Annotated in this window: 24 protein-coding genes and 2 tRNA genes; 7 read left to right on the plus strand and 19 right to left on the minus strand. The window is 68.4% G+C overall.

What is annotated here, in order from left to right:
• Positions 1-100 precede the first annotated feature (100 nt).
• The 10 genes from Q392_RS08140 to Q392_RS08185 form a co-directional block, all read right to left on the minus strand.
• The gene (locus Q392_RS08140; protein ID WP_003120036.1) at positions 101-553 is read right to left on the minus strand and encodes a single-stranded DNA-binding protein; all 453 of its coding nucleotides are present in this window, start codon (positions 551-553) and stop codon (positions 101-103) included.
• A 73-nt stretch (positions 554-626) separates the two neighbouring features.
• Positions 627-1,154, minus strand: coding sequence for a DUF3158 family protein (locus Q392_RS08145; protein ID WP_003090100.1), 528 nt, complete (start codon positions 1,152-1,154; stop codon positions 627-629).
• On the minus strand, positions 1,151-1,945 hold the full coding sequence (locus Q392_RS08150; RefSeq protein WP_038204410.1) for a PFL_4669 family integrating conjugative element protein: 795 nt from the start codon (positions 1,943-1,945) through the stop codon (positions 1,151-1,153). Before Q392_RS08150 ends, Q392_RS08145 begins: the two co-directional genes overlap by 4 nt.
• A 430-nt stretch (positions 1,946-2,375) precedes the next feature.
• Positions 2,376-3,608 carry an STY4528 family pathogenicity island replication protein gene (locus tag Q392_RS08155; RefSeq protein ID WP_023113902.1) on the minus strand — a complete coding sequence of 411 codons (1,233 nt, stop codon included), beginning with the start codon at positions 3,606-3,608 and terminating at the stop codon, positions 2,376-2,378.
• Positions 3,609-3,611: 3 nt separating this feature from the next.
• Positions 3,612-4,172, minus strand: coding sequence for a DUF2857 domain-containing protein (locus tag Q392_RS08160; protein WP_003090097.1), 561 nt, complete (start codon positions 4,170-4,172; stop codon positions 3,612-3,614).
• A gap of 14 nt (positions 4,173-4,186) precedes the next feature.
• Positions 4,187-5,866 (minus strand): ParB family protein, encoded by a 1,680-nt coding sequence (locus Q392_RS08165; RefSeq protein ID WP_023108429.1) that lies wholly within the window; start codon positions 5,864-5,866, stop codon positions 4,187-4,189.
• A complete protein-coding gene (locus Q392_RS08170) occupies positions 5,859-6,128 on the minus strand; it encodes a hypothetical protein (protein WP_003050422.1) in 270 nt (89 codons plus the stop codon). The genes Q392_RS08165 and Q392_RS08170 overlap by 8 nt, the downstream gene beginning before the upstream one ends.
• A complete protein-coding gene (locus tag Q392_RS08175) occupies positions 6,112-6,987 on the minus strand; it encodes a ParA family protein (protein ID WP_003090095.1) in 876 nt (291 codons plus the stop codon). Before Q392_RS08175 ends, Q392_RS08170 begins: the two co-directional genes overlap by 17 nt.
• Positions 6,988-7,029: 42 nt before the next feature.
• Positions 7,030-7,242 (minus strand): AlpA family transcriptional regulator, encoded by a 213-nt coding sequence (locus Q392_RS08180; RefSeq protein WP_003090093.1) that lies wholly within the window; start codon positions 7,240-7,242, stop codon positions 7,030-7,032.
• Between the two features lie 118 nt (positions 7,243-7,360).
• Positions 7,361-8,107, minus strand: coding sequence for a hypothetical protein (locus tag Q392_RS08185; protein WP_003120040.1), 747 nt, complete (start codon positions 8,105-8,107; stop codon positions 7,361-7,363).
• 450 nt (positions 8,108-8,557) lie between these two features.
• Between Q392_RS08185 and Q392_RS08190 the strand changes: the two genes are divergently transcribed.
• The 3 genes from Q392_RS08190 (at position 8,558) to Q392_RS08200 (ending at position 9,761) form a co-directional block, all read left to right on the plus strand.
• Positions 8,558-9,058, plus strand: a complete 501-nt coding sequence (locus tag Q392_RS08190) for a DUF305 domain-containing protein (protein ID WP_003098996.1) — start codon at positions 8,558-8,560, stop codon at positions 9,056-9,058.
• Positions 9,059-9,521: 463 nt separating this feature from the next.
• A tRNA-Cys gene (locus Q392_RS08195) sits at positions 9,522-9,595 on the plus strand.
• Between the two features lie 77 nt (positions 9,596-9,672).
• Positions 9,673-9,761: transfer RNA gene (locus Q392_RS08200), tRNA-Leu, on the plus strand.
• A 129-nt stretch (positions 9,762-9,890) separates the two neighbouring features.
• On the opposite strand, the gene Q392_RS31800 is transcribed toward Q392_RS08200, so the two are convergent.
• Complete coding sequence (locus Q392_RS31800; protein WP_084216943.1) at positions 9,891-10,130, minus strand: ATP-binding protein; 240 nt, start codon at positions 10,128-10,130, stop codon at positions 9,891-9,893.
• Between the two features lie 198 nt (positions 10,131-10,328).
• Here Q392_RS31800 and Q392_RS08205 point away from each other — a divergent pair, with 198 nt between their 5' ends.
• Both Q392_RS08205 and Q392_RS08210 read left to right on the plus strand, forming a co-directional pair.
• A complete protein-coding gene (locus Q392_RS08205) occupies positions 10,329-10,964 on the plus strand; it encodes a DUF6806 family protein (protein ID WP_038204420.1) in 636 nt (211 codons plus the stop codon).
• A gap of 41 nt (positions 10,965-11,005) precedes the next feature.
• A complete protein-coding gene (locus Q392_RS08210) occupies positions 11,006-12,316 on the plus strand; it encodes an MFS transporter (RefSeq protein ID WP_038204429.1) in 1,311 nt (436 codons plus the stop codon).
• Between the two features lie 7 nt (positions 12,317-12,323).
• Here Q392_RS08210 and Q392_RS08215 read toward each other — a convergent pair whose 3' ends face one another.
• Genes Q392_RS08215 through Q392_RS08225 form a run of 3 tightly spaced genes read right to left on the minus strand, consistent with a single transcriptional unit; the run spans position 12,324 to position 15,557 of the window.
• On the minus strand, positions 12,324-13,124 hold the full coding sequence (locus Q392_RS08215; RefSeq protein ID WP_051953084.1) for a PA3715 family protein: 801 nt from the start codon (positions 13,122-13,124) through the stop codon (positions 12,324-12,326).
• Positions 13,125-13,144: 20 nt separating this feature from the next.
• On the minus strand, positions 13,145-14,002 hold the full coding sequence (gene murI, locus Q392_RS08220) for a glutamate racemase (RefSeq protein ID WP_051953086.1): 858 nt from the start codon (positions 14,000-14,002) through the stop codon (positions 13,145-13,147).
• A 4-nt stretch (positions 14,003-14,006) separates the two neighbouring features.
• Positions 14,007-15,557, minus strand: a complete 1,551-nt coding sequence (locus tag Q392_RS08225; protein WP_038204430.1) for a fumarate hydratase — start codon at positions 15,555-15,557, stop codon at positions 14,007-14,009.
• Between the two features lie 167 nt (positions 15,558-15,724).
• Here Q392_RS08225 and fumC point away from each other — a divergent pair, with 167 nt between their 5' ends.
• Complete coding sequence (fumC, locus tag Q392_RS08230; protein ID WP_038204432.1) at positions 15,725-17,116, plus strand: class II fumarate hydratase; 1,392 nt, start codon at positions 15,725-15,727, stop codon at positions 17,114-17,116.
• Between the two features lie 56 nt (positions 17,117-17,172).
• Here the strand turns inward: fumC and proX are convergent, their stop codons facing one another.
• The 5 genes from proX to Q392_RS08260 form a co-directional block, all read right to left on the minus strand.
• Positions 17,173-18,195 carry a glycine betaine/L-proline ABC transporter substrate-binding protein ProX gene (proX, locus tag Q392_RS08235; RefSeq protein WP_038204443.1) on the minus strand — a complete coding sequence of 341 codons (1,023 nt, stop codon included), beginning with the start codon at positions 18,193-18,195 and terminating at the stop codon, positions 17,173-17,175.
• Positions 18,196-18,236: 41 nt separating this feature from the next.
• A complete protein-coding gene (proW, locus tag Q392_RS08240; protein ID WP_038204445.1) occupies positions 18,237-19,460 on the minus strand; it encodes a glycine betaine/L-proline ABC transporter permease ProW in 1,224 nt (407 codons plus the stop codon).
• Positions 19,461-19,485: 25 nt separating this feature from the next.
• Positions 19,486-20,685 (minus strand): glycine betaine/L-proline ABC transporter ATP-binding protein ProV, encoded by a 1,200-nt coding sequence (gene proV / locus Q392_RS08245; protein WP_038204448.1) that lies wholly within the window; start codon positions 20,683-20,685, stop codon positions 19,486-19,488.
• A gap of 432 nt (positions 20,686-21,117) precedes the next feature.
• Entirely contained in the window at positions 21,118-22,095 is a 978-nt protein-coding gene (locus Q392_RS31245; RefSeq protein WP_051953088.1) for a tetratricopeptide repeat protein, read from the minus strand.
• A gap of 11 nt (positions 22,096-22,106) precedes the next feature.
• Positions 22,107-22,721 carry a TIGR00645 family protein gene (locus Q392_RS08260; RefSeq protein WP_038204451.1) on the minus strand — a complete coding sequence of 205 codons (615 nt, stop codon included), beginning with the start codon at positions 22,719-22,721 and terminating at the stop codon, positions 22,107-22,109.
• Positions 22,722-22,888: 167 nt separating this feature from the next.
• Here Q392_RS08260 and acs point away from each other — a divergent pair, with 167 nt between their 5' ends.
• The gene (gene acs, locus Q392_RS08265; RefSeq protein WP_038204454.1) at positions 22,889-24,886 is read left to right on the plus strand and encodes an acetate--CoA ligase; all 1,998 of its coding nucleotides are present in this window, start codon (positions 22,889-22,891) and stop codon (positions 24,884-24,886) included.
• Positions 24,887-24,987 lie beyond the last annotated feature (101 nt).

A 24,987-nucleotide genomic window follows, 5' to 3' on the forward strand; every position in this document is an offset into this window, starting at 1 on the left:
GAGCGCGTGGAAGCCGGTGGACGCTGGTGGCGCTGTCCCCTGGGGATAGCTCGCGAGGACATGGGGGGCGGCAACGTACTGCGGCCGCCCCCCCGTCGGATCACTTCCTGCGCTTGGGCTCCTTCGGCGCAGCCGGTTCCTGGGCGGCCTGGGGCTTGGGCTGCGCGTCCTGTGCGGTCTCCTGCGATTTGGGGCTCAGGACGACGGACTCGATGCGGAACGGCAGGATGCCGACGCTGCGCGCGTTGATCTGCCAAGTCTCACGTGGCTGATCCTCGTTGTCGGTCCAGGGTTCGCGCTCCATGCGGCCGACGACCAGCACGCGCATGCCCTTCTGGTAGAGGTCCTTCCAGTGCGCGGCGTCGCGGTGCCAGATTTCCACCGGCGCCCAGAAGCCGCCGCGATCCTCATAGTCGCCGCCCTTGGTGGGAACGGGGTTGTCGAAATACACGTTCAGCCGCAACAAGCGCCGCGGTTCGTCGTTGCCGTTGGGGAACTCCCGGTACTCGGGGGGCGAGCCGATGTTGCCTTCGCCCGAAAAATGCGTGCTCATGTTGCAATCTCCTTGGTGGTTGAAATACCCGCACCTGGTCGGCGCCGGGCGCGTGCTGGGATGCCCGGCGCAATCACCGATCGCGCATTGCGGCGGGAAAGGACGTGAGCCGGCGCAGGTAGGCGTCTTCCGCCTCGGCGGCCTTGCTGGCGCACTCCTGCGCCTGCCTGCCCAGGGTGTGCAACAGGCTGATCTGCATGTTCAGCGTGATGCGCTGCAGCTCGATCGCGTGCAGGTCGGCCAGCAGGTTGACCGGCGTGCTGGTGCTCGCCATCAGCTCCTGCCACAGGGCCACGCCCATGGCCGAGCGGTCGTGCCTGCGCCAGCGCAGGAACGTCGTTCCCGCGCCAGTGGTCTGCTGGGCCAGTTCCACGGGCAGCAGGTGGAAGGGATGCCCACTGGCCTGTTGCAGCACTTGTCGCTGCGCCAAGCCGATCAACTCGTCGCGCATGGCGAAGCACTGGCCGGCCCAGGCCTCCAAGTCCCCTTTACCTTTAAAAGGCTTTAAAAGGCCTTTTAGAGAGGCCGCGTGTTCCAGGCGCATGAAGGCTCCCTGTTGCAGGCCCCGGAAGTAGCGGGTCGGCTGGTTCAGATCGCTCATGCGGATTCGTCCTCGCCGGCAGTGGCTGCGTTTTCGGACGGGTCGGCAGCAGCGGCCGCATCACCATCGACGCTGGTAGCGGCTGCGGCAGGACTCTCACCGCGCTGTTGCAGACCACGGCGCACGATGGGTGGCGCAAACTTCGAGCGGCGCGTGCCTTCGAGCACGTCCTGCGGCAACTCGCCGAACTTCTCCAGCGCGGCCCGCGCTGCCGCATTCTTCGCCGCGAAATCGTCGCGGGTGCAGCCCGAATAGCGATACTGCTGGGCCAGCGAGAACAGGCTGCGCAGCGCGTGCGCGCCCTCGTTGAGCCAGCGCTCTAAGGTGCTGCGGTCGATCAGCGCGGTGTGGTGGGCGAGGATCAGCTTGCGCGCGATGTCGTCGTAGTCGGCCAGGAGATAGACAGCGGCAAAGCCCAACTGCGCATTGACGAACAGCGGCAGCTTGACGGGCTGCACGTTGAGGTTCTCGCCCAGGGTCAACGCGGCGGGCACGCCGGCCAGGGCCTGGTCCACCTGTTCGCGCAGCGTCTGCAGCGTGGTCTTGGTCTGGTCGAGCTTGTCCTCGATGCGCAGCATCCACCAGTCGCTGTACGGGTCGTCCTGCTCCGAGCCGCGCTTCATTTTGTTCATGACGGCGATGTAGCCGTTCAGGCCGACGATGCCCGGTCGCCCCTCGGCGGCGGCGCGGCCATGCCAGATGCGCGAGGCGTGGTGGGTGTGCAGCGTCAGCGACATTGCGCTGCGCAGGGAGCCGAGGTTGAGTTGCATTGGTTCGTTGCTGGTTGCCATGGTGATCGCTCGCTGGTGGACAGGGAGCCGCCAGCATCCGCATGCGGCGGAAGGCAGTCAGTCAACAAACCGAAATGAGCCGGCCCCCGGTTCTGTGCGCGCTGGCGGCGCAGCGCGCAACGGTCCCCTGGGGACCGCTCCGCAGATGGGCATTCACGTTGGCGCTCCGGGCCTCGGTCGTCGACGGGTTGCGTGCTGCACCGCACGTCGCGCTGTCGTTCGACACCATCCTTCGCAGCACGGCCGTCCCCAGGGGACCGTTCCGCTGAGCGCCATGGAGGTTTGCTTCATGGCCTTGCCAGGCGCTTTGCCCAGGTTTCGCGCAGCAGGTCGCGCCGTCACCCGGCGCTTCACCGCACAGCCGTCCCCAGGGGACCGTTTCTGCCGACCGCCATGGAGATCTACTTCACGGCTTTGACGAGCCCTGTGCTCAGGTCTTGCGCAGCAGGTCGCGCAGGCGCTCGATGTGCTGCCGGGCCACCTCGGGCGGCACGACGTTGCGCGGCGGCTCGGATGGTGGCGCTCGCGCCGCCGATGGTGTTGGCGGTGCCGGGCCGGTCTGCTTGGCCCACGCATTGAACTCGCCGCGCATGGCGCGCTGGATGATGCCGAACAGATATCCGGCGGGGTTGCGGATGCCATGCTTGCCGCACCGTGCGGCCCATTCGTCCAGCACGGCCTGCCCCAGGGCAGCGTCCACCTGCTGCAACGCCATCCTGGCTCCGGCCTGCTGTTCCGCCTTCAGTTCCGCGAAGCGCTTGGGCCATTGCAGGTCGCCCAGCGCACGCGCCTGCGCGGTAGTACGTACTTCATTAATACGACTACTACGTACTGTACGGTCCTGCTTCGGATTCCGAAGAGCGCCGTCTGGCGCGGGTTTCGGCCCTGCTTCGGATTCCGAAGAGGGGCGTTCGCCATTCCGAAGAAGGCTCGCGGGCCCTTCTTCGGAATCGTGGATCGCATCCTCCTGTGGATAACTTTGAGTGGCGGTGATGCCCTGGTCGGCCAGGCGCTCGGCGAGCACTTGCAGCCGCGACGGCAAGGTGCGTCCGGACAACATCGGGTCGTCCGCGATCTCCTGGAGGGTGTTGAGTCCCACCACCTGAACGGCCTTGGCCGAATGCCCCAGCGACTGGCTGACCAGGGCCAGGTAGTCGGCGTCGAGCTGCATGGCCTCGAACGGTGTCAGGGGTTCGTCATGCAGGACGTAGAGGTTTCCGAGGATGCGGCCGGTCTTGGGGTCGCGCCGTCGTCGCACGAGGCTCAGCCAGCGCGTCAGGCGCAGCAGCGTCAGCGCCCGCGCGACGGTCTCGTGGGAGGCTTGTCCCGCGCAGGGCATGGACGCCAGCCAGGGGCGCAACTGCTCATAGGTCGGGAACGCCGTGACGCCGTCGTCGTTGAGCATCAGCCGGAACACCTGCCAGGCGTTGCGCTCCAGCGGTGTCAGGCGGCGGTCGAGGAACAGCCGCCGCGGCACGCTCTCGTGCCGATTGCCACTGAACAGGAAGGCGTCGCCGGACGCGGCAGGCGTGGGCACTGCCATGGGCGCTGGCGCGCTGGGATGTGGCTTGGGCGTGAGGTCCTTCAGCGCAGCGTCGAACAGGTCGGCGAGTGCGACGGGGCCTTGACGCGGGGCTCGTGGGGCGGTGTCGTCCACGGCCATGGCCTAGCCCAATCCCTGATCGACCCAGTTCCTGATCGCGGCCCAGACCACCGAGAGCGGCAGTGACATACCCTCGGCCAGGTCCATGGCCGCATCGAGAATCGAGGTCTCGTCCTCCAGATCGACGTTCCTGCTGCTGGTCACGGCTTTCCATTGCCGCCACAGTTCGGTGTCCTGGGTCTCGTCCAGGACGGGGTGGCGCCCCTTGCGCTTGGGCAGGCCGAGGATCTCCCGCCGCAGGGCGACTTCCTGATGGGTCAGGCCATAGAAGCGGCTGACCATCTCCGTGCTGGCCCCCAGCCGCAGCATGCGATCGACCGTGGCGATTTCCTTCTCCACGTCCTGTGCCTGGTTGAGCAGGCGCTGCAGCACTTCGCGGTTGACCGTGACCGAGCACCACGAGACGCTGGCGTTGGCCAGCACGCTGATCAGCGCGGGGTGCTTGAGCGCATCCAGCTCGGCCTCGCCGAAGCCCATGGCCTTGCAGCGGCGCAGTTGGCCGTTGCGAAGGTCATACAGCGCCTGGGCGATCACGGCCTGGTTGAGCGGATGCGATGTGGACATGCGACCTCCCTCGCTCACGTCCCGGGCGCCGTGGTGCCGGCTTCCAGGTCCAGCAGACGCCGGGCCAAGCGGAGCAGCCGAAAGAGCTTGACCAACGCGGTGTCGCTCAAGCGCCTTGCGCCGCTGCCATGGCCTTGGCTCTGGCCGTGCAACAGGGTCGGCAGGTCGGCGGCGAGCTGCGCGCCGTCCAGGCCCGCTTCGGCGACGGGCTGACCCGTCAGCGAAGTGAGGAGCGTCAGCACCGCGCGGCCGAGCGGCGACGGGGCTTGGCCGCGGGCGCGGCACGCAAACCCGATGCCATCGGCGCGATCCTCGATGTACTCGTCCAGGCCTGCCTCCCCGGCGATCTCGCGCGCGAACTGCGCGATGTGGATGCGCAGCCGATCGGGCGTGTCCAGGCCGGCGTCGATGTACCAGACATCGGAGATCGGATAGAGTCCGCCGGCTTGCACCGGGATGGACTGCAACACGCTCGCCGAGAAGTCGGGCGGCAGCGCATCGCCCAACTGGTCGGCGACCATGCGCTGGATCGACTGCAGCCGTTCGGTCGTCGGTGCCGGCGAGACGATGTGCTCACGAAGCAGATCGCTCGGTGCAGCCGCCGGGCTTCCCGTGGCCGCTTCGCCAGCCGCCGTGTCGTCGTGGCGCAAGGTGGGCTCGGACGCCGGAGGGCTGGCGGGTGGAGGACCGGCCGCCGCTGCAGGCGTGGCGATGGACGATGCTGCGCCCGGCGGAGTCGGCGTGCCGGCGGTGGGCGAAGGCAACGCCGGCTGCGCCGCAGGTGGCGTCGGGTCACTGACCAGCGCCCGGTGGCGGCTTTCCGATTCGGTCAGGTCCAGCGCCAGCACGTCGTAGCCGATGCCCAGCAGCTCGGACATCTGGCCGATCAGCTCGTCTTGCACGCGCTGCGGCGCGAACTCGTCGCCCTGCGTGTCGAACTGCGCCAGCACCTCCTGAAAAAAGCTGTCGAAGTCCAGCGGCAGCGAGCGGTCCTTGGCGTAGTGCTCCCAGGTGCGTTTGCAGGCCGTGCGCATGACCGACAGCCGCTCGACCTGGTGGCGCCCAAGGCCGCCATAAAGCACGGTGGGAATGGCGGGCAGCAGGTAGCGCACCGCGTCGGCCATGCGGGTGATGTGCGACCGCTGGACGGGGAAGCCATCGGCCGCCAGGCGGCGGGCCAGTTCCGACTGGCTCAGGGCGGCGCCGCTCTCCTGCTCGTAGAACTCCCGTGCTTTCTCGACGCCGAGCGCGCGCTCGATGAACGTGAGGCCGCCGCGCAGTTCGTTCTCGGCAAGATGCCCGGTCAGCGCGACGATTTCACCGCGCTCCGGCCATGGTCGGAACAGACACGATATGCGGAAGAAGCGTTCTTCCTTGGTCTCCGACCAGAGTTCGCGCAGGATCGCCAGCCGCGTGTTGCCGCCGTTGCGGATGATGTAGTGGTCCCCGCCGGGCCGGCGCGTGATAGCCGGCGCCGCGTCCAGGCCGCGCTCGCGGATGGACGCCTTGATTTCCTCGTAAGCCGGGTTGCGCTTCATGCGCGGGTCATGGTCGTAGGGCCGCAACTGGTCCAGCGTCACGACCATGGGCGTGTCCGCGATCGGGTCGCTCAAGGCCGTAGCCGCTGGGCCGCTGCGCTCGAAGCCGGCCGCGAGCAGCTTGCCTGCCATGTCCTGCGAGGTCATGTCAGCCATGGCCGCACCCCTCGCAGTCCCCACGACCGCCGGCCGGCGCCATGCGGGCCTCTCGCTCGGCGCGGCGGATCTGCGCACGGGCGTTCAATTCGGCCCGGTGGTCACTCGCTGTCGAACTCGTGTAGATCGCCGCGCAGCCGGCCTTGGTGAACTTGAGGTGCCCGCCCGGCGTGCGCTTGACGTGCCAGCCCTCACCGACCGCGAACTCGATCAGGGCGCGCAGCCGCTTGTGGCCGCGGGCCAGCTCATGTGCGTTCGCCATGGGGCCTCCCAGGATCAAGAGGTCGCTGCGGGCGGCCGGATACTTGAGCCAGTCGGTCCTGCCATTGCGGGAACAACTCGCTGGCGAGCGCGCGCATCGTGTCGAGCGCGGCAGGGGCGACTCTGCCGGGCGGCTGGCGGTGCTCGACCCGATGCACCGGCAGGCCGCGCGTTGCGGCACGTGGATACGCTTCTATGGCCGGCACGTCGGTGGCGAGCACGCGGATGCCGGCGCTGTCCTGGAACAGGTCGCGCAGGGCCTGCTGGATCAGCCGTGCGTTGGCGGACACCGGGTGGACGCGGTTGATGAGCAAGTGCAGCGGCGGCGGTTCGATACCCAGGTGCCGGTACGGCGCAATGTCTTCGAGCAACTGCATGGTGCCGCGCCGCAGCTCGCGTGCCGCGAGGATTTCCGGCGTGACGGGCGACAGCGCGAGATCGGAGGCGAGCACCGCCATCTCCAGCAGCACGGAACGCGCGCCCTGGGTGTCGATCAGCACCAGGTCGTAGAGGGGAGCAAGTGCTGGCAGCAGATGCCGCAACCGCAGGCGGCCATCCGGCGCATGCAGCAACAACGTGTTCAGCTCGCCCCGGTGGTCGTTGGACAGCACCAGGTCCAGGCCCGCGATGATCGTGCGGGACACGAGCTGGCCAAGGTCGCGCTCGTTGAAGGCCAACAGCTCATAGATGCCGCCCGGCGCGCGCTGGGTCAGTTCGTAGTAGGAGGACAAGGTGGGCTGCACGTCGAGATCGAGCAGCAGCACGCGCAGGCCCGCGTCCGCGGCGAGCCCGCCCAGGTTGGCGGCCGTCGTGGTCTTGCCGACGCCGCCCTTCGTTGAAATGATGGACACGACCTGCATGGCGCTCTCCGGCTGGGAATGGGAAGTCCGCGGGAGAGCGGGTCAGGTCCGGTGGTTGAGGCGCTCGGCGATCCACTGGTCGATTTCGATCGAATCCCAGCCGACAGCGCGCACGCCCAGGCGCAGCGCCTGAGGGAACTGGCGCTTCTTCATCAGGTTGTAGATGTGGGCGCGTTTGAAGCCGGACTTCGCTTCGACTTCATCGAGCCGCAGGATGCGGCGCTCGTTCGGCGGGAGTACAGGGGTCTGCGACATGGCGGTCACTCCTGAACGCTCGGTGGCGTTTGTTGGCGTGACCTCTATTCAATAGACCTGGCTGCGGAAAGACATTGCAAATGCAATCTCCGCGATTGCACATACAAGCTGGATAACCTCATGCGCTTGCGCTACGAACGTACCTCTTAGCGTTGGCGAACTTTCCGTTTAAGGTGCGCTCAGTGATGCCCATGGTGCCGCCGTAGTGGGCGACCAATGCAGAGACAAGGGCCTCCTGCGTTTTGAAGCTGGAATAGGGCACGCCTGAAGGCGACTGGCTCAGCATCAGCGTCAACATCCCTCCAATGATGTTGAGATAGGTCGTTTCCGCCCGTTCGCTGATCTCGCATTGCTTGGATGCCAACAGCACCGAGGATTGCTTGAGTAGCGTGTCGTGCTGCTCCTGCAGTTCTCGCATCTCACGTCGGGCTTGTTCAAGCGCGGCCTGAAGGGCCAGCCGCTCCACGAGGATCGCCTGTCCTGTTTCCATGGTGATGAAAGGATGCGCCATGCGTTCGCCACGGCTGAACAGAAATCCTGGCCGGTGCTCGGGATAGTGGGTGCGCATCCAGCGTTTTAGATCGACATGGCGAACAGTCAGATCCAGAGAATTGAGCAGCTTCGGATCATTGAGCGTGATCCCGTTCTTGCCGTAGGGCAGCTCTCCGTTGAGGATGCCGTCATAGATACGTTCCGAGTGCAGCCGGCACTCATTCCATCGAGGGCAGTTCAGCGACCGAGGCAGGACACGCGGTGACGCGATCGTGGCCAGGATCATCGGGAGATACCGCAGCAACCCAGCCCATCGGATGGCCGCCTCGATGGGACGATAGAACACCTTTGATGTTGAAATGTCCTTGTGCATGTCTTCGTCTCCTTTCGGGTGCGCTACATCACCGGCTCCTTTCTTGCCCAAGGGCTGTTGTGTCGTTATGGCCTGCGACGGACGCTTGAGGCGATGCCCTAAGCGAAGGCGGAGGAGGCCATTGGCGTCCGCCGCAGGTGGCCTTGTCTTGCTTGATATGCAAGAATCGATCAGTTGCCGGCCCATCGAGCGATGAGGACGCAAGCTCGATATTGGCGCTCACGGTACCAGCGTCATAGGTGGCGCAAAGCCCATCAAGACCGATTTGGTATGGTCTGATATCCAGACGGTTCAAGACCAGCGAGTTGAAGCGTTCGACGCCCCTACGTCCAGTTGGTGACTGGAAATCAGCGGTTAGTGATGCATCGCTCCACATGCTGATATATCGACAAAGTATCTGCCGCAGTACCAGTGACCCTGCCAGGTTGCCCCAGCACATAGGAGACGGAGATGGCTGAACATTCCCATGAACATCAACATCACACATCCGGTCAGATGGGTAAGCACGGCCGACCATACGCCAAGTTCTGGGTGAACATGGTGTTGGGCCTCGTCGTCATGTACTTCGTAATGTTCAGCATGATCGACGGCGCCAGGGACTTCAGAAACAATCTCAACATGCTCTACATGGCGGTCACTATGTGGGCGCCAATGGGCATCTTCATGCTAGCGACAATGCCCGGCATGTTTCCAAACCGGCGGCTCAATCTCGTGCTGTACGGCTTGTTTGCCGTTCTCACACTCGGTTCTTTTGCCGCGACCCGTGCTCAAACCGGAATCGGCGATCGACAGTTCATCGCGTCTATGGTCCCGCACCATTCGGGAGCGATCCTCATGTGCCGCGAGGCGCAGCTCTCAGATCCGGAACTCGTCAACCTATGCCAAGCGATTTCCGATGGCCAGCGCGCGGAGATCGAGCAGATGAACCGGATTGCTGCACGCCTTCGTTGAGGCTGGCTGCCACTACACTGGCGCCGCGTTGCGCTCCGGCGAAGTTAGCCGCAGCGATGTAAAGATGAGTACTTGCGGTGTTCCGATGCCGGCGGTTGTGTCCTACAGCCGTCCAGGTGCCAGGCAGTCCACGCGACACCACCCCGCGCTGCCTGCGGAGCGAGCGCAAGTCATGATCGTCGCAAGTTGGAGTTCGATAGCGAACCCGCTCAGCAGCTGGACGCATCAGGCGTAACGACGGGTGGATGGATCATCCTTGGACGCTGGTGGAAGTGGTTGGATGAACTTTGTTGCCGAGGGCGAAAAACAAGGCTATAATTGAGTTCTTCGCTGATCACCACAGTGGAGAAAGTGATTGGGAAACAGAGACTTAGCGCTCTAGTGCATGACTCGTTTCCCGCTCCAGTTTTGAAAAAGGGAAGCAGCCGCTTCCCTTTTTTTCAGGTGCCCTGGGTGCCTGAGCGGCGCGATAGCAAAGCGGTTATGCCCCGGATTGCAAATCCGGTCAGGCCGGTTCGACTCCGGCTCGCGCCTCCACCTCTTTGTCGCGAAGAGCCCCGCCAACCCGGTTGACGGGGCTCTTTTCGCATGGCTGGGCCGCTGCGGCGCCCGGCGCCCGGATGGTGAAATTGGTAGACACAGCGGACTTAAAATCCGCCGCCCCGAAAGGGGCGTACCGGTTCGATTCCGGTTCCGGGCACCACGGGCCTCGCTCCTTCCCAAAAAAAGAAACCCGCCGAAGCGGGTCCAACAGCAGCTCTTGCGGAGGAGGAGGGAGGAGAAGAGACGAGCTGCCGAACCCGCACTATCCCGGCGCCACCTTAGACGAGGCTTAAGCCGCGCCCGGCGCGCCGGCCGCCCTGTGCATCGAGATGGCGCGGAAGGGGCAGACGATGGCGCAGTCGCTGCATCCGGTGCAGCGCGCCGGATCGTGCAGCGTCGCGGTTTTCTTCCAACGGACGGCCTCCAGGCTCAAGGTGCGCGGCTCGCACGCGGCGACGCACCAGCCGCAGCCGGTGCAGCGGGCGGGGTCGATCCGGGGCAGCCAGCCGGGACGTGGAGGGTGGGCCATCAGGCGGTGCGGGGAAGAAGCTGCGAGTGTCGCCGCAACGGGCCGGTCGAATACACTGGCAGGCCTGCCGTGGCGCGCCGCCGGTCGGACGCCACGCCTGCACATCCACGGTGCCTTCCGGCATCGGCGGGGCCGGATGCTTCGGGCCCCGCGCGCCGCCGGTTCCACCATGCCACCACGAGTACAAGGGAGCTGCTCATGCCTCGCTACAACGCTCCATTCGAGATCCACGTGCACGGCGACGTGCCGCTGCGGTCCGACGTGACTTACACCCAGATCCAGGAAGCCCTCAAGCCGCTGTGGAGCTATGCCGGCGCGAAATCGCTGGCGGATGCCGCCGCCAGCGCCTACGAGGAGGAGCCGGGCATTCGCTACGAGCAGAAGGACCGCATGCTCCAGATGTGCTGGACGCTCGAGGGCGACGAGGACTTCCGCCAGGCCCTGGACGAGATGTGCATGGGCGTGAACGAACTGGCCGAGCAGGGCGCGGCCATCGAGGTCACCTTCTACGACACCGAGTTCGACGAGGAGGAGGACGGCGATCCCGAGGAGGAATCGCGCGACGACTTCATCATGCTATTCGTCGGCCCCAACCCGGCCGCCATCATGCAGGTGCAGCGCGACCTGCTGGTGGAGGACGTGGTCAACCTGATGGAGCGCCATTTCGACGGTGCCGAACTGGGCGGCGTGGTGGCCGAGATCGACAAGCTCTTCAGCGATCGCTTCGACGCGCTGGTGAACTCGCTCGAGATCGGCAAGCGCCCGCGCGGCGGCACCGGCGGCCCGGGGGCGGGCGGGCACGGCGGCGGCCGCAGGCCGCGCCACCTGCACTGACGGACGATAACGATGCCCGCCTTGGCGGGCATCGTCCTTCCATGTCCCTGTTTTCCTCATCGGTCCTGCTTTCCGGCGTGCGCAAGCGCGAGGTGTTCGGCTGGGCGATGTACGACTTCGCCAACTCGGGCTACACCACGGTCGTCATCACGGCCGTGTACGCGGCCTATTTCGTGGGCGGCATCGCCCGCTCGGCGCCGTGGGCGGCCTTTGCCTGGACGCTGGCCCTGAGCATCGCCTATGCGGTGGTGATGCTCAGCATGCCGGCCATCGGCGCCTGGGCCGACCGGCATGCCGCCAAGAAGCGCGTGCTGATGCTGGTCACCGCCGGCTGCGTGGTGGCCACCGCCGCGCTGGCGCTCACGCCGCGCTTCGCGCAGGACGGCGGCATGCAGGGCGTGCTGCTGGCGATGCTGCTGGTGGTCGTGTCCAACACCTTCTATTCCTACGGCGAGTCGCTCACCGGCGCCTTCCTGCCCGAACTGGCGCGGCCCGAGGGCATGGGGCAGGTCAGCGGCTGGGGCTGGGGCTTCGGCTACGTCGGCGGCATGCTGACGCTGGGGCTGTGCCTGGCCTACGTGCTGTGGGCACAGTCGCGCGGGCTGCCGGCCTCGCACTTCGTGCCGGTGACGATGCTGGTGACGGCCGTGGTGTATGCGCTGGCCGCCTGCGCCACCTTCGCGCTGCTGCCCGAGCGGGCCCGGCCGCAGCCGCAGCGCGCGCGGGTGAGCCCGTGGCGCCAGCTGCACGCCACCTTCGTCGCGGCGCGCACCCAGCGCGACTTCATGTGGCTGCTGGCCTGCACCGTCTGCTACCAGGCGGGGGTGGCGGTGGCGATCGCACTGGCGGCGATCTACGCGGAGCAGGTGATCGGCTTCGTGCCGCACGAGACGATGGTGCTCATCTTCGTGCTCAACCTGGCGGCTGCTGGCGGCGCCTTCGCCTTCGGCTACGTGCAGGACCGCATCGGCCACCGCCGGGCGCTGTCGATCACGCTGCTGGCCTGGGTGGCGGTGTGCCTGATCGCCGCAGGCGCGACGAGCAAGGGCGGCTTCTGGTGCGCGGCGGCCATCGCCGGGCTGGCGATGGGCTCCAGCCAGTCGGCGGGCCGCGCGATGACGGGCGTGCTGGCGCCGCCCGCCAAGCTCGCCGAGTACTTCGGCCTGTGGACCTTCGCCACGCGGCTGGCGAGCATCGTGGGGCCGCTGTCCTACGGCGCCATCACCTGGATGACCGGCGGCAACCAGCGGGTGGCGATCCTGTCGACGATGCTGTTCTTCCTGGCCGGGCTGGCGCTGCTGGCGCCGATCGACATGCGCCGGGGGCGCGAGGCGGCGCTGGCCGCGCGCTGACCTCGAGTCAGGGCGCCCGCAGCGCCCTGGGCACGGGGTAACGCCCGTCTTCGTAGCGCAGGGTCAGCGATTCGTAGCGCGCCGTGCCGGTCTTCTCCACGCACTGGCCGTCTTCCTGCACCAGGGAGCGCAAGGGGGTGAGCGTGCGGGCGAGCACCAGGTCGGCGAAGCCGTCGCCGGCATGCGGCCGGCCGACGGACACCAGCGTGCGCAACTGCTCGAACTGGCCGGCGCACTGCAGGTCCCATTCGCCGCTGTCGCGTTCCAGTTCGACCTCGTCGAGCACCTGCCGCAGCTTGCCGCCCTCGGGCACGTACAGGCGCAGCGTCTCGCTGGCGAAGGGGTTGGGCCGGGAGCTGCCGCCGTAGCGCACGCGCAGGCCGAAGGCGCGGGCGCCGGGCGAGAGCACATAGCGGCCGGTGTCGATGCGGATGTCGCGGATGCGGATGGCGTCCTCGGCCAGCGCCTCGGGCTGCAGCACGCGCGCCAGCACGGCGTCGCGGTCGGTGTTGCCGTTGTCGGGGCGCTGGATCACCAGCACCTCCAGGTCGAGCGTGCGGCCGGCGGCGCCGCTGCCTTCCCGCTCCAGCGGCAGCACGACGATGCTGCGGCCCGGGTAGGCGGGCCAGGCCTTGCAGGCGGCCAGGGCGCTGTCCAGCGTGCGCTTCGGATGCAGCCGGGCATGCATGCGTTCCGCCAGGCCGCTTTCGCAGGCGGCATGCGCCGCCGGCGCGGCGACGGCCAGGAGGGCCAGCAGGGAGGCGGACAGCAGCGCGGCGCGGCGGTGGCGCGGGAGGCGGGGACGCATGCCCCGATTGTCCGGCGCGCTCAGGCGGCCGGCAGGGCCTGCGGCGTCACGCGCTGCGCAGGATCGGTATCTTTCGACGCCTGCGCGCCCGGCGCGGGGGCGAGCCAGCGGCGGGCGGCGGCTTCCAGTGCGGGCAGGTCGCCGCTGCCGGTGAGTTCGATGCCGCCGGCAGCGCCGGGGCCTGCGAGCAGGCCGGCCTCGGCCAGCAGCTGGCGCGTGCGCAGGGACACCGGCGCGCCGGTGTCCAGGAAGCGCACCGAGGCCGGCGCATGGCGCCGCAGCACGCCGGTCGCGAAGGGGTAGTGGGTGCAGCCCAGCACCACGGTGTCCGTTTCGCCAGCCCCGGCACCGAAGGGGCCGGCCGCCTGCATGTAGCGGGCGCACAGCGCGTCGATTTCGCCGGCATCCGCGCGCTCGATGGCATCGGCCAGCCCGTCGCAGGGCACGGCCACCACCTGCGCGCGGGGCGCCGCCGTTTCCTGCAGCCGCCGGAACTTGGCGCTGGCCAGGGTGCCGCGGGTGGCCAGCACGGCAATGCGGCCGCGGCTGGCGGCCACGGCGGGTTTGAGCGCCGGTTCCACCCCCACGATGGGCAGCCCGGGCCACAGGGCCCGCAGTTCGTGGATGGCGGCGGCGGTGGCGGTGTTGCAGGCCACCACCAGCGCCTTCACGCCCCGGCCTTCGACCAAGTCATTCGCCACGGCCAGGGTGCGTGCGAGCACATAGGCGTCGCCGCGCTCGCCATACGGCGCGTGCGCGGTGTCGGCGTAGTAGACGAAACGCTCGTGCGGCAAGGCCTCGCGCAGCGCCTCGAGCACGCTCAGGCCGCCGACGCCGCTGTCGAACACGCCGATGGGCGAGCGGGCGTCGGCGTGCATGCGGTCAGGCCGTCTCCAGGGCGATGCCCTTGAACTCGCCGCTGGCGATGCGCTTGCTCCACTCGGCGGGGCCGGTGACGTGCGCGCTGGTGCCGCCGGCGTCGACCGCCACTGTCACCGGCATGTCCACCACGTCGAACTCGTAGATGGCTTCCATGCCCAGATCGGCGAAGCCGACCACCTTGGCGGTCTTGATCGCCTTGCTGACCAGGTAGGCGGCGCCGCCCACGGCCATCAGGTAGGCGCTCTTGTGCTTCTGGATGGCCTCGATGGCGGTCGGGCCGCGCTCGGCCTTGCCGATCATGGCGATCAGGCCGGTCTGCGACAGCATCATGTCGGTGAACTTGTCCATGCGCGTGGCGGTGGTCGGGCCAGCGGGGCCGACGGCCTCGTCCTTCACCGGATCGACCGGGCCGACGTAGTAGATGACGCGGTTGGTGAAGTCCACCGGCAGCGGTTCGCCCTTGGCCAGCATGTCCTGGATGCGCTTGTGCGCGGCGTCGCGGCCGGTGAGCATCCTGCCGTTCAGCAGCAGCGTCTGGCCGGGCTTCCAGCTGGCGACTTCCTCCTTGGTCAGCGTGTCCAGGTTGACGCGCTGGCTCTTCTGCGTGTCGGGCGCCCAGTCCACCTTGGGCCACAGGTCCAGGCTCGGCGGCGTGAGGTACGCCGGGCCGGAGCCGTCGAGCACGAAGTGCGCGTGCCGCGTGGCGGCGCAGTTGGGGATCATCGCCACCGGCTTGCTGGCCGCGTGCGTGGGATGCATCTTGATCTTGATGTCGAGCACCGTGGTCAGGCCGCCCAGGCCCTGCGCGCCGATGCCCAGCGCGTTGACCTTCTCGTACAGCTCCAGGCGCAGCTCCTCGACCTGCGTGAGTTTCTCGCCCTTGGCGGCCTTGGCCTGCAGCTCGTACATGTCCAGGTCGTCCATCAGCGACTCCTTGGCCATCAGCACCGCCTTCTCGGCCGTGCCGCCGATGCCGATGCCCAGCATGCCGGGCGGGCACCAGCCCGCGCCCATGGTCGGCACCGTCTTGAGCACCCAGTCGACCACCGAGTCGCTCGGGTTGAGCATCACCATCTTGCTCTTGTTCTCGCTGCCGCCGCCCTTGGCCGCGACGGTGATGTCCACCGTGTCGCCGGGCACGATCTCGGTGAAGACCACCGCGGGCGTGTTGTCCTTGGTGTTCTTGCGAGCGAACTGCGGATCGGCCACCACGCTGGCGCGCAGCGTGTTGTCGGGGTGGTTGTAGCCGCGGCGCACGCCCTCGTTGACGGCGTCTTCCAGGCTGCCGGTGAAGCCGCCCCAGCGCACGTCCATGCCGACCTTGAGGAAGACGTTGACGATGCCGGTGTCCTGGCAGATCGGGCGGTGGCCGGTCGCGCTCATCTTGCTGTTGGTGAGGATCTGCGCCATCGCGTCCTTGGCCGCCGCGCTCTGCTCGCGCTCGTAGGCGCGGGCCAGGTGGGCGATGTAGTCGGCGGGATGGTAGTAGCTGATGTACTGCAGGGCCGCGGCGATCGATTCGATCAGGTCGTCTTGCTGGATCGTGGTCATGGTCGTGTCGTGGGGGAGAGGAGGCAGATGGCCCGTCGTGGCGCGGGTCTGGCGGGATTATCGGACGGCCCGTCCCATCCACGCCGGCGCGGCAAGACCATGAAGATGAGAACTCTTCTCGTTTGAGCCGATACTCGCAGGTTCCGATCCACCGAGCGAACACGAGCATGACGACCAGCACCCGCACCGAGAAAGACACCTTCGGCCCCATCGACGTCCCGGCCGACCGGCTGTGGGGCGCGCAGACCCAGCGCTCCCTGCAGAACTTCGACATCTCCGGCGAGCGCCAGCCCAAGGAGATCATCCACGCGCTGGCGTTGGTCAAGCGCGCCTCGGCGGTGGTCAACCAGCAGCTCGGCCTGCAGGACGCGAAGAAGACCGACGCCATCGTCGCCGCGGCCGACGAGGTGCTGGCCGGCAAGCACGAGGGCGAGTTCCCGCTGGTGGTGTGGCAGACCGGCTCCGGCACCCAGACCAACATGAACGTCAACGAGGTGCTGGCCAACCGCGCCAGCGAGCTGCTGGGCGGCCCGCGCGGCGAGGGGCGGCTGGTGCATCCGAACGACGACGTGAACCGCAGCCAGTCGAGCAACGACGTGTTCCCCACCGCCATGCACGTGGCGGCGGTGCAGGCCGTCACGCACCGGCTGCTGCCGGCCATCGCCAGGCTGCGCGCCACGCTGGCGAAGAAGTCCGAGGACTTCATGGACATCGTGAAGATCGGCCGCACCCACCTGCAGGACGCCACGCCGCTCACCCTGGGCCAGGAGATCTCCGGCTGGGTCGCGCAGCTCGACCAGAACGAGCGGCACGTGCGCGCAGCGCTGCCGTACCTGTGCGAGCTGGCACTGGGCGGCACGGCGGTGGGCACCGGCTTGAATGCGCCCAAGGGCTATGCCGAGGGCGTGGCCGCCGAGCTGGCGCGGCTGACCGGGCTGCCCTTCGTCACCGCACCGAACAAGTTCGAGGTGATGGCCGCCTGCGACGCCTTCGTGCATGCGCACGGTGCGCTCAAGACGCTGGCCGCCAGCATGAACAAGATCGCCAACGACGTGCGCTGGCTCGCCAGCGGCCCGCGCAGCGGCATCGGCGAGCTGAGCATCCCCGAGAACGAGCCGGGCTCGTCGATCATGCCCGGCAAGGTCAACCCGACGCAGAGCGAGGCGGTGACCATGCTGGCCGCGCAGGTGATGGGCAACGACGTGGCCATCAACATCGGCGGCATGTCGGGCAACTTCGAGCTGAACGTGTTCCGCCCGATGGTGGCGCACAACTTCCTGCAGAGCGTGCGCCTGCTGGCCGACGGCATCACCAGCTTCAACGACCACTGCGCGGTGGGCATCGAACCCAACCGCGAGCGCATCGCCGAGCTGGTGAGCCGTTCGCTGATGCTGGTGACGGCGCTGAACACGCACATCGGCTACGACAAGGCGGCCTTCATCGCCAAGAAGGCGCACAAGGAGGGCACCTCGCTACGCGAGGCCGCCATCGCCTCGGGGCATCTGACGGGCGAGCAATTCGACGCGTGGGTCGTGCCGGAGAAAATGACGGGCCGCTGAGCCGGCGCGAATGAAAAAAGGCCGCATCCAGCGGCCCTTTTCCTTGTGCGCGGCGCTCAGCCGCCCGCGGCCTTCAGCGCCGCATCGATCCAGCCGTCGAAGGTCTTCTGGTGGCCCTTGATCCAGGCATCGGTGTGGCGCTCCACGTCGGCAGGCTTGTTCTCGCCGTCGCGCATGCGCAGGTTCTGCGCGTTGATGTCGCCCACCGGGAGCTGCATCACCTCGAACAGCTTCGCGGCGGCCGGGTTCTTCTCGGCGAAGGCCTTGTTCGCCACGATGCGCTGGGTGTTGGCGACGAAGCCGTAGTTCTTGCCGTTGGCCAGCTTGGTGTCGATCTTGGCCTGCTCGCCGGGCAGGGCGGAGAAGGGCACCTGCAGCCAGGCCACTTCCTGGCCGGGGCGCAGCACGCCGCTCACCCAGTAGGGCGTCCAGGTGTAGTAGAGGATCGGCCTGCCCTGCTTGAAGCGCGTGATGGTGTCGGCCATCAGCGCCGCATAGCTGCCCTGCACGTGCCGGACGCTGTCGCGCAGCTTGTAGGCGTCGAGCTGGTGCTCGATCACCGCCTCGCAGCCCCAGCCGGGGTTGCAGCCCGTCAGGTCGGCCTTGCCGTCGCCGTCGGCGTCGAAGAGCTTGGCGATCTTCGGGTCGGCGAGCTGGTCGATGCTGGTGATGCCGTGCTCGTCGGCGGTCTTCTTGTCGATCAGGTAGCCCTGCACCGCGCCGGTCGAGTACCTGCCGGTGCGCGAGAGCTTGGCGTCGCCGCCGGCGTTCTTGTAGAAGTCGGCGTGCAGCGGGTCCCAGTGGTCGGCCATGAAGGTGGCGTCGCCGTTGGCGATGGCGATGTGGGCCGTCGGGTACTCCACCTCGCGGATGGGCTGCACGTCGTAGCCGAGCTTCTCCAGCGCGCGCGAGACCAGCAGCGTCTGGAAGGTCTCCTCGGCGATCGAGCTTTGCAGCGGCTGCACCCGGATGCCCTTGCCGGGCAGGGCCTGTGCAGTGGCGGCGGCGCTGCCGGCGGCCAGCAGGCCGGCGGCGAGGAGGGCGCGCCAGCGGGCGAGGGGAGAGGACGGGATCGTCATGCGGTGGCTCCTTTGGGTGTTGTTGCGGGAGAAGCAGGGGCTCAGTGCGTGCGGGCGGCGAGGACCGGCTGCGCTTCGGCGTTCGGTGTGGAAGCTGCGTCGGCAGTGGCCTGCCGCTTCGGCTGCATGAGCCGCCAGGCCAGCCCGACCGGCCCGGCCTGCCACCAGTGGCGCGCGCCGCGGCGCGGCTGGCCCATGGCCTGGGTGATGCGGTCCAGCGTGATGGCCAGCAGCACGATGCCCAGGCCGCCGATGGTGGCCAGGCCCATGTCCAGGCGGCCGATGCCGCGCAGCACCATCTGGCCCAGGCCGCCAACGGCGATCATGGAGGCGATCACCACCATCGACAGCGACAGCATCAGCGCCTGGTTGATGCCGGCCATGATCGAGGGCATCGCCAGCGGCAGCTGCACCTTGGCCAGCAGCTGCCAGGGCGAGGCGCCGTACGAGCGCGCGGCCTCCACCAGGTCGGGCCGCACCTGGCGGATGCCCAGCGTGGTCAGGCGCACCAGCGGCGGCAGCGCGAAGACGATGGTGACGATCACGCCCGGCACGTTGCCGATGCCGAACAGCATCACCACCGGCACCAGGTAGACGAAGGCGGGCGTGGTCTGCATCGCGTCGAGCAGCGGGCGCACGATGCGCTGGGCGCGCTCGCTGGCGGCCAGGCCGATGCCCAGCGGCAGCCCGATCAGGACGCAGAAGGCCAGCGAGGTCAGCACCAGCGAGAGCGTGGTCATGGCCTCGGGCCAGATGCCCAGCAGCGCCACCAGCAGCAGCGAGACCACGGCGCCGATCGCCACCGCGCGTCCGGCGCACTGCCAGGCGATCAGGCCCAGCAGGGCCAGCATCACCGGTGCGGGCACCGCCAGCAGCGCCGACTCCACGCCGCCGAGCGTGGCGTCGATGGGGCCGCGCACGGCCTGGAAGAAGGGGCGGAAGTGCTCCACCGTCCAGGCCAGGCCGCCGTTGATCCAGTCGTGCACCGGCAGGCTGCCGTCCCACAGCTGGGAGAGCTGGAACCCGCCGGCGGTGTCGAGCGCGCCGGGATCGGGGGTGGCGGCGGCCGCGGTGCCGTCCAGCCAGCCGGCGTCGCCGCCGCCCTCGGCGATGGCGGCCCACGGGTCGTCATCCGCCGCGGGCGCGGGGCTCGCCGGCGCGGCGCCGACGGCCGCCCAGGGATCGTCGGCGGCCGGTGCGCCGGGGTTCACCAGGCCGTCGAGCGCAGTGCGGTCGGTCGTGCTCGGAAGGGTGTTGTCGTCCATCTTTCTGTCCTCCTGAGGTGTGGGTTCAACCGGTGTTGCGGTCCATGAAGCGCAGCAGCGTGGTCTTGCTGATGGCGCCGACGTAGCGGCCGCCTTCGTCCACCACCGGCAGCGGCCAGGGCGACTGCGCCACCTGGCCGAACAGTTCATTGACGGGGTGGATGGCGGCCACCGTGCGCACCTCGGGCAGGAAGGCGTGGTGCAGGCCCAGCGAGCCCTCGTGGTCCTTCAGCGCGGTGCGCAGCGATTCGGCCGAGACCAGGCCGAGGAACTGCTGGCGCGTGTCGACCACGAAGCCGAACTCGCGGTCCTGGCTCTCCAGCATCGACAGCGTGGAGCGCGCGCCGCGGCTGGGCGTCTCGGCCACCACCACCTGGGTGCGCCGAGCGATGTCGCCGGCCTTGAACACGGCCGCCGCATCGACGCCGCGCACGAAGTTGCGCACGTAGTCGTCAGCCGGGTTGCGCAGGATCTCCTCGGGCGTGCCCACCTGCACCACCTGGCCGTCCTTCATGATGGCGATGCGGTCGCCGATGCGCATGGCCTCGTCCAGGTCGTGCGAGATGAAGACGATGGTGCGCCGCTTGACCTGCTGCAGCCGCAGCAGCTCGCTCTGCATGTCGGTGCGGATGATCGGGTCGAGCGCGGAGAAGGCCTCGTCCATCAGCAGGATGGACGGGTCCGAGGCCAGCGCGCGGGCCAGGCCCACGCGCTGCTGCATGCCGCCGGAGAGTTCGTCGGGGTAGCTGTCGCCCCAGCCGGCCAGGCCGACTTGCGCCAGCGCCTCGTCGGCCTGCGCCAGGCGCGCTGTCTTGTCCACGCCGGCCAGCTCCAGGCCGAAGGCGGTGTTGTCGCGCACCGTCATGTGCGGCAGCAGCGCGAAGGACTGGAACACCATGCTGATGTCCTTGCGGCGCAGGGCGCGCAGCTCGGCGTCGGAGAGCTTGAAGATGTCGCGCCCGTCGACGACGACGCGCCCGGCGCTGGGCTCGATCAGCCGGTTGAGCAGGCGCACCAGCGTGGACTTGCCCGAGCCGGACAGGCCCATGATGACGAAGATCTCGCCGGCCTTGATGTCGAAGTGCGCGTCGAAGACGCCGATGGACTGCCCGGTGCGGGCGAGGATCTCCTGCTTGGACAGGCCCTCGCGCACCAGCGCGAGCGCGGCCTCCGGGTCGTCGCCGAAGACCTTGAACACGTGGTCGATCTGGATGTCTTTTGCCATGGCGGCAGGCCTCCTTGGGTAAGGGTGGGCTTGGCAATGGCCGCCTGGAAAAGCAAGCGTGCAGGCGACCGCGGACCGCAGCCGCAGGGCAGGCACTGAAGACGACGAGGTGCGACGCAGCCAGCGCCCGTCACGCACAGCGGGGGCCGTTCGGCGGGCCTGGTCGAGGGGGCCGAGCGGAGCAGTGCGACGCGGCGTCGGGGTGGCTGGCAGCGCCAGCCGCCGCCGGCCAGGGGCCGGCGCAGGGATCTGGCGCCGCGACGGGATGCAGGAACGATCCGCGAGTAGCGCGCAGAGCGCCGGCGGAAAGCCCGCCGGCTGTGGAAAAGACCTCTATTGTAGTCGACTTTGTCCGGATGAAATCCGGATGTTCCCGAATTCAGCCGCGTTCTGTGGTCATGTCACCGGGATGTGGATGGATCAGCCGGCAATTCACTGGGGCCGTCGGCGCGAGGCCGATCGCGCGGCTGCCAGCCGCTCGATGCGGTCGACCACCCAGTCGACCGTGCGGTCCGTCCAGGCGTCGACGCGCTCGCCCAGCGTGGGCATGGGAGGTCGGTCCAGTTCCAGTTGCGCGATGAGTTCGCGCGCTTTGTCGCTGCCCTGCGCGGCCGCCAGGCGCAGCCAGCGCTCGGCTTCCAGCAGGTCGGGTGCCGGGCCGTCGTGGCGCAGGTGCAGGCGGGCCGCCTGCAGTTGCGCTTCGAGCAGGCCGGCCTCGGCGGCGCGCCGGTACAGGTCCAGCGCGGCGCCCAGGTCGGGGGCGGCGGCCTCGCCGTGCGTCAGGCGCTGGGCACGGATGCACAGGGCCTCGGGTGAATCCTCGGACGGCTGGCTGGGCGCGGGCATCTCCGGCGGCCAGGGCTCGCCGGCGCGCGGCGGCAGGGGCGCCTTGGCCCGTTCGGCATCGCGCAAGGCCTCGGGCCACCAGGCGGCGGCCGCCGCCTGCAGCCCCTGCGGCACCGCGCCGGATGTGCCGAACAGCCGTCCGCACAGGGCCGCCAGGGGCAGGAAGAGCAGGGCGCCGTCGGCATTCCGCGCATCGCCGAAGCGCGCGCTCAGCGCGGCATGGAAGGGGTGGGCCGGCAGCGGCGGCGGCGGCGCCAGCGCCGCGGCCTGCGCCGGCAGCAGCCACTGCGGGGCACGCTCCATCGCGCGGCCGATCACTTCGCCGGCATAGAAGGCCAGCAGGCACAGCAGCTGGCGCTGCGCCGCGTCGGCCAGGAAGTCGGCCTCCTGCGGCCGGCGCGCGCTGCGCACGGCGTCCAGGAAGATGTCGATGCGCCCCAGGCTGGCCGGGGAATAGTCGAGCCGGCAGCGGCGCAGCAGGGGCTCGAAGGGCAGGCCGCCCTCGGAGGGCAGGCCGCGCTCCCACCGGGCAAGACTCGACTGTGCGGCGGCGCCCGGGGTCACGGCCTGGCCTTTCAGTGCCTGTCTTCCGGGCCGGACATCAGCCGGTCGGTGTAGGCGATGGCCATGGCCGAGAGCAGGAACACCGCATGGATCACCGTCTGCGCGATCAGCACCTTGTCGGTGTAGTTCTCGGCGTTGATGAAGGTCTTGAGCAGGTGGATGGAGCTGATGCCGATGATCGACATCGCCAGCTTGACCTTGAGCACGGAGGCGTTGACGTGGCTGAGCCACTCGGGCTGGTCGCGGTGGCCCTCGAGGTTCATGCGGCTGACGAAGGTCTCGTAGCCGCCGACGATCACCATGATGAGCAGGTTGGAGATCATCACCACGTCGATCAGCGCCAGCACCACCAGCATGATGACCGTCTCGTTGAGCGTGGTGATGGGCGCCGTGGTCTTGTAGCCGATGCTGGTGATCAGCGCCTGCAGGGCCTTCTCGCTGCCGAAGGCGGCCTCGACCAGGTGCGTCAGCTCGATCAGGAAGTGCACCACGTACACCGCCTGGGCCACGATCAGGCCCAGGTACAGCGGCAGTTGCAGCCAGCGGCTGGCGAAGATCAGGCTGGGCAGCGGGCGCAGGGGCGAGCCCTTGGGCGGGTTCATGTCGGAAGGATCGGGCAGGGACATCGCGGCGAGGGTGTCGTCGGGGGAGGCGGATTCTAGAAGCCCGCAGGGCCGCGCCTTCGCCCCGATGCACCCGTGCGCGGGCAGGACTACCATCGTCCGCGTCAGTGCTTCGTAAGAGTGGCGCCGCACAGTCCGTCCCGACAACTGCCTAGAAGGAGACACCAGTCATGAGCAGCAGCTCGTCCGCGATCGAATCCGTCCTCGTCGAGAACCGCGTCTTCGAACCCGACGCCCGTGCGCGCGAAGGTGCGCGCATCGCGGGCATGGACGCCTACCAGGCGCTGTGCGACGAGGCGGCGAAGGACTTCGAGGGCTTCTGGGCCCGCCGCGCCCGCGAGCAGCTGCAGTGGACCAAGCCCTTCACGAAGACGCTGGATGAATCCAACGCGCCCTTCTACCAGTGGTTCGCCGACGGCGAACTCAACGCCAGCGCCAACTGCCTGGACCGCCACGTCGGCACGCCGGTCGAGAACAAGACCGCGATCATCTTCGAGGCCGACGACGGCACCGTCACCCACGTCACCTACAAGGAACTGCTGGCGCGCGTGGGGCAGTTCGCCAACGCGCTGAAGGCGCAGGGCATCGCCAAGGGCGACCGCGTGGTCATCTACATGCCGATGGGCGTGGAGGGGGTGGTGGCCATGCAGGCCTGCGCGCGCATCGGCGCCACGCACAGCGTGGTGTTCGGCGGCTTCTCGGCCAAGGCGCTGCAGGAGCGCATCATCGACGCTGGCGCGGTGGCCGTGATCACCGCCAACTTCCAGTTGCGCGGCGGCAAGGAGATGCCGCTGAAGGCCATCGTCGACGACGCCGTGGCGATGGGCGGCTGCGACACGCTGAAGACCGTGCTGGTCTACGAGCGCACGGCCTCGGCGTGGAACCGCGTCGAGGGCCGCGACAAGACCTTCGCCGAGGTGCTGGCCGGCCAGAGCAGCGAATGCGCGCCGGTGCCGGTGGGCGCGGAGCATCCGCTGTTCATCCTCTACACCTCCGGCTCCACCGGCAAGCCCAAGGGCGTGCAGCATGCCACTGGCGGCTACCTGCTGTGGGCGCGGCTGTCGATGCAGTGGTCCTTCGACATCCGACCCGAGGACGTCTTCTGGTGCACAGCCGACATCGGCTGGGTGACCGGCCACTCCTACATCGTCTACGGCCCGCTGGCCGCCGGCGTGACGCAGGTGGTGTTCGAGGGCGTGCCCACGTATCCCCATGCCGGCCGCTTCTGGCAGATGATCGAGCGCCACAAGGTCTCGGTGTTCTACACCGCGCCCACGGCGATCCGCTCGCTCATCAAGGCCTCCGACTCCGACGCCAAGGTGCATCCGAAGAACTGGGACCTGACCAGCCTGCGCATCCTCGGCTCGGTCGGCGAGCCGATCAATCCCGAGGCGTGGATGTGGTACTACCGGAACGTCGGCGGCGAGCGCTGCCCGATCGTCGACACCTGGTGGCAGACCGAGACCGGCGGCCACGTGATCAACCCGCTGCCGGGCGCCACGCCGCTGGTGCCGGGCTCGTGCACGCTGCCGCTGCCGGGCATGCAGGCCGCCATCGTCGACGAAACCGGCCACGACATGCCCAACGGCTCGGGCGGCATGCTGGTCATCAAGCGGCCCTGGCCCTCGATGATCCGCACCATCTGGAACGACCCGGAGCGTTTCAAGAAGAGCTATTTCCCCGAAGAGATGGGCGGCAGGATCTACCTCGCCGGCGACGGCGCCGTGCGCGACGCGAAGACCGGCTACTTCCGCATCACCGGGCGCATCGACGACGTGCTCAACGTCAGCGGGCACCGCCTGGGCACGATGGAGATCGAGTCGGCCCTGGTCGCCAAGACCGACCTGGTGGCCGAAGCCGCGGTGGTGGGCCGCCCCGACGACCTGACCGGTGAGGCGATCTGCGCCTTCGTGGTGCTCAAGCGCGGCCGGCCCACAGGCGAAGAAGCCAAGGCCATCGCCAACGAGCTGCGCAACTGGGTGGCCAAGGAGATCGGCCCGATCGCCAAGCCCAAGGACATCCGCTTCGGCGACAACCTGCCCAAGACGCGCAGCGGCAAGATCATGCGGCGCCTCTTGCGCTCCATCGCCAAGGGCGAGGCGATCACGCAGGACACCTCCACCCTTGAGAATCCGGCCATCCTCGATCAACTGGCCGAGACCAACTGACGCCCGCGACCGGCCAGCTTGCGACGGCCCGCGCCACCGGACTACAGGGGCGCGGGCCGTCCTGCGTTACAAACGGCGGAGTTGAAAACTAGGAGAGGTTC

This window comes from Xenophilus azovorans DSM 13620 (assembly GCF_000745855.1).
Lineage (GTDB): Bacteria > Pseudomonadota > Gammaproteobacteria > Burkholderiales > Burkholderiaceae_C > Xenophilus > Xenophilus azovorans.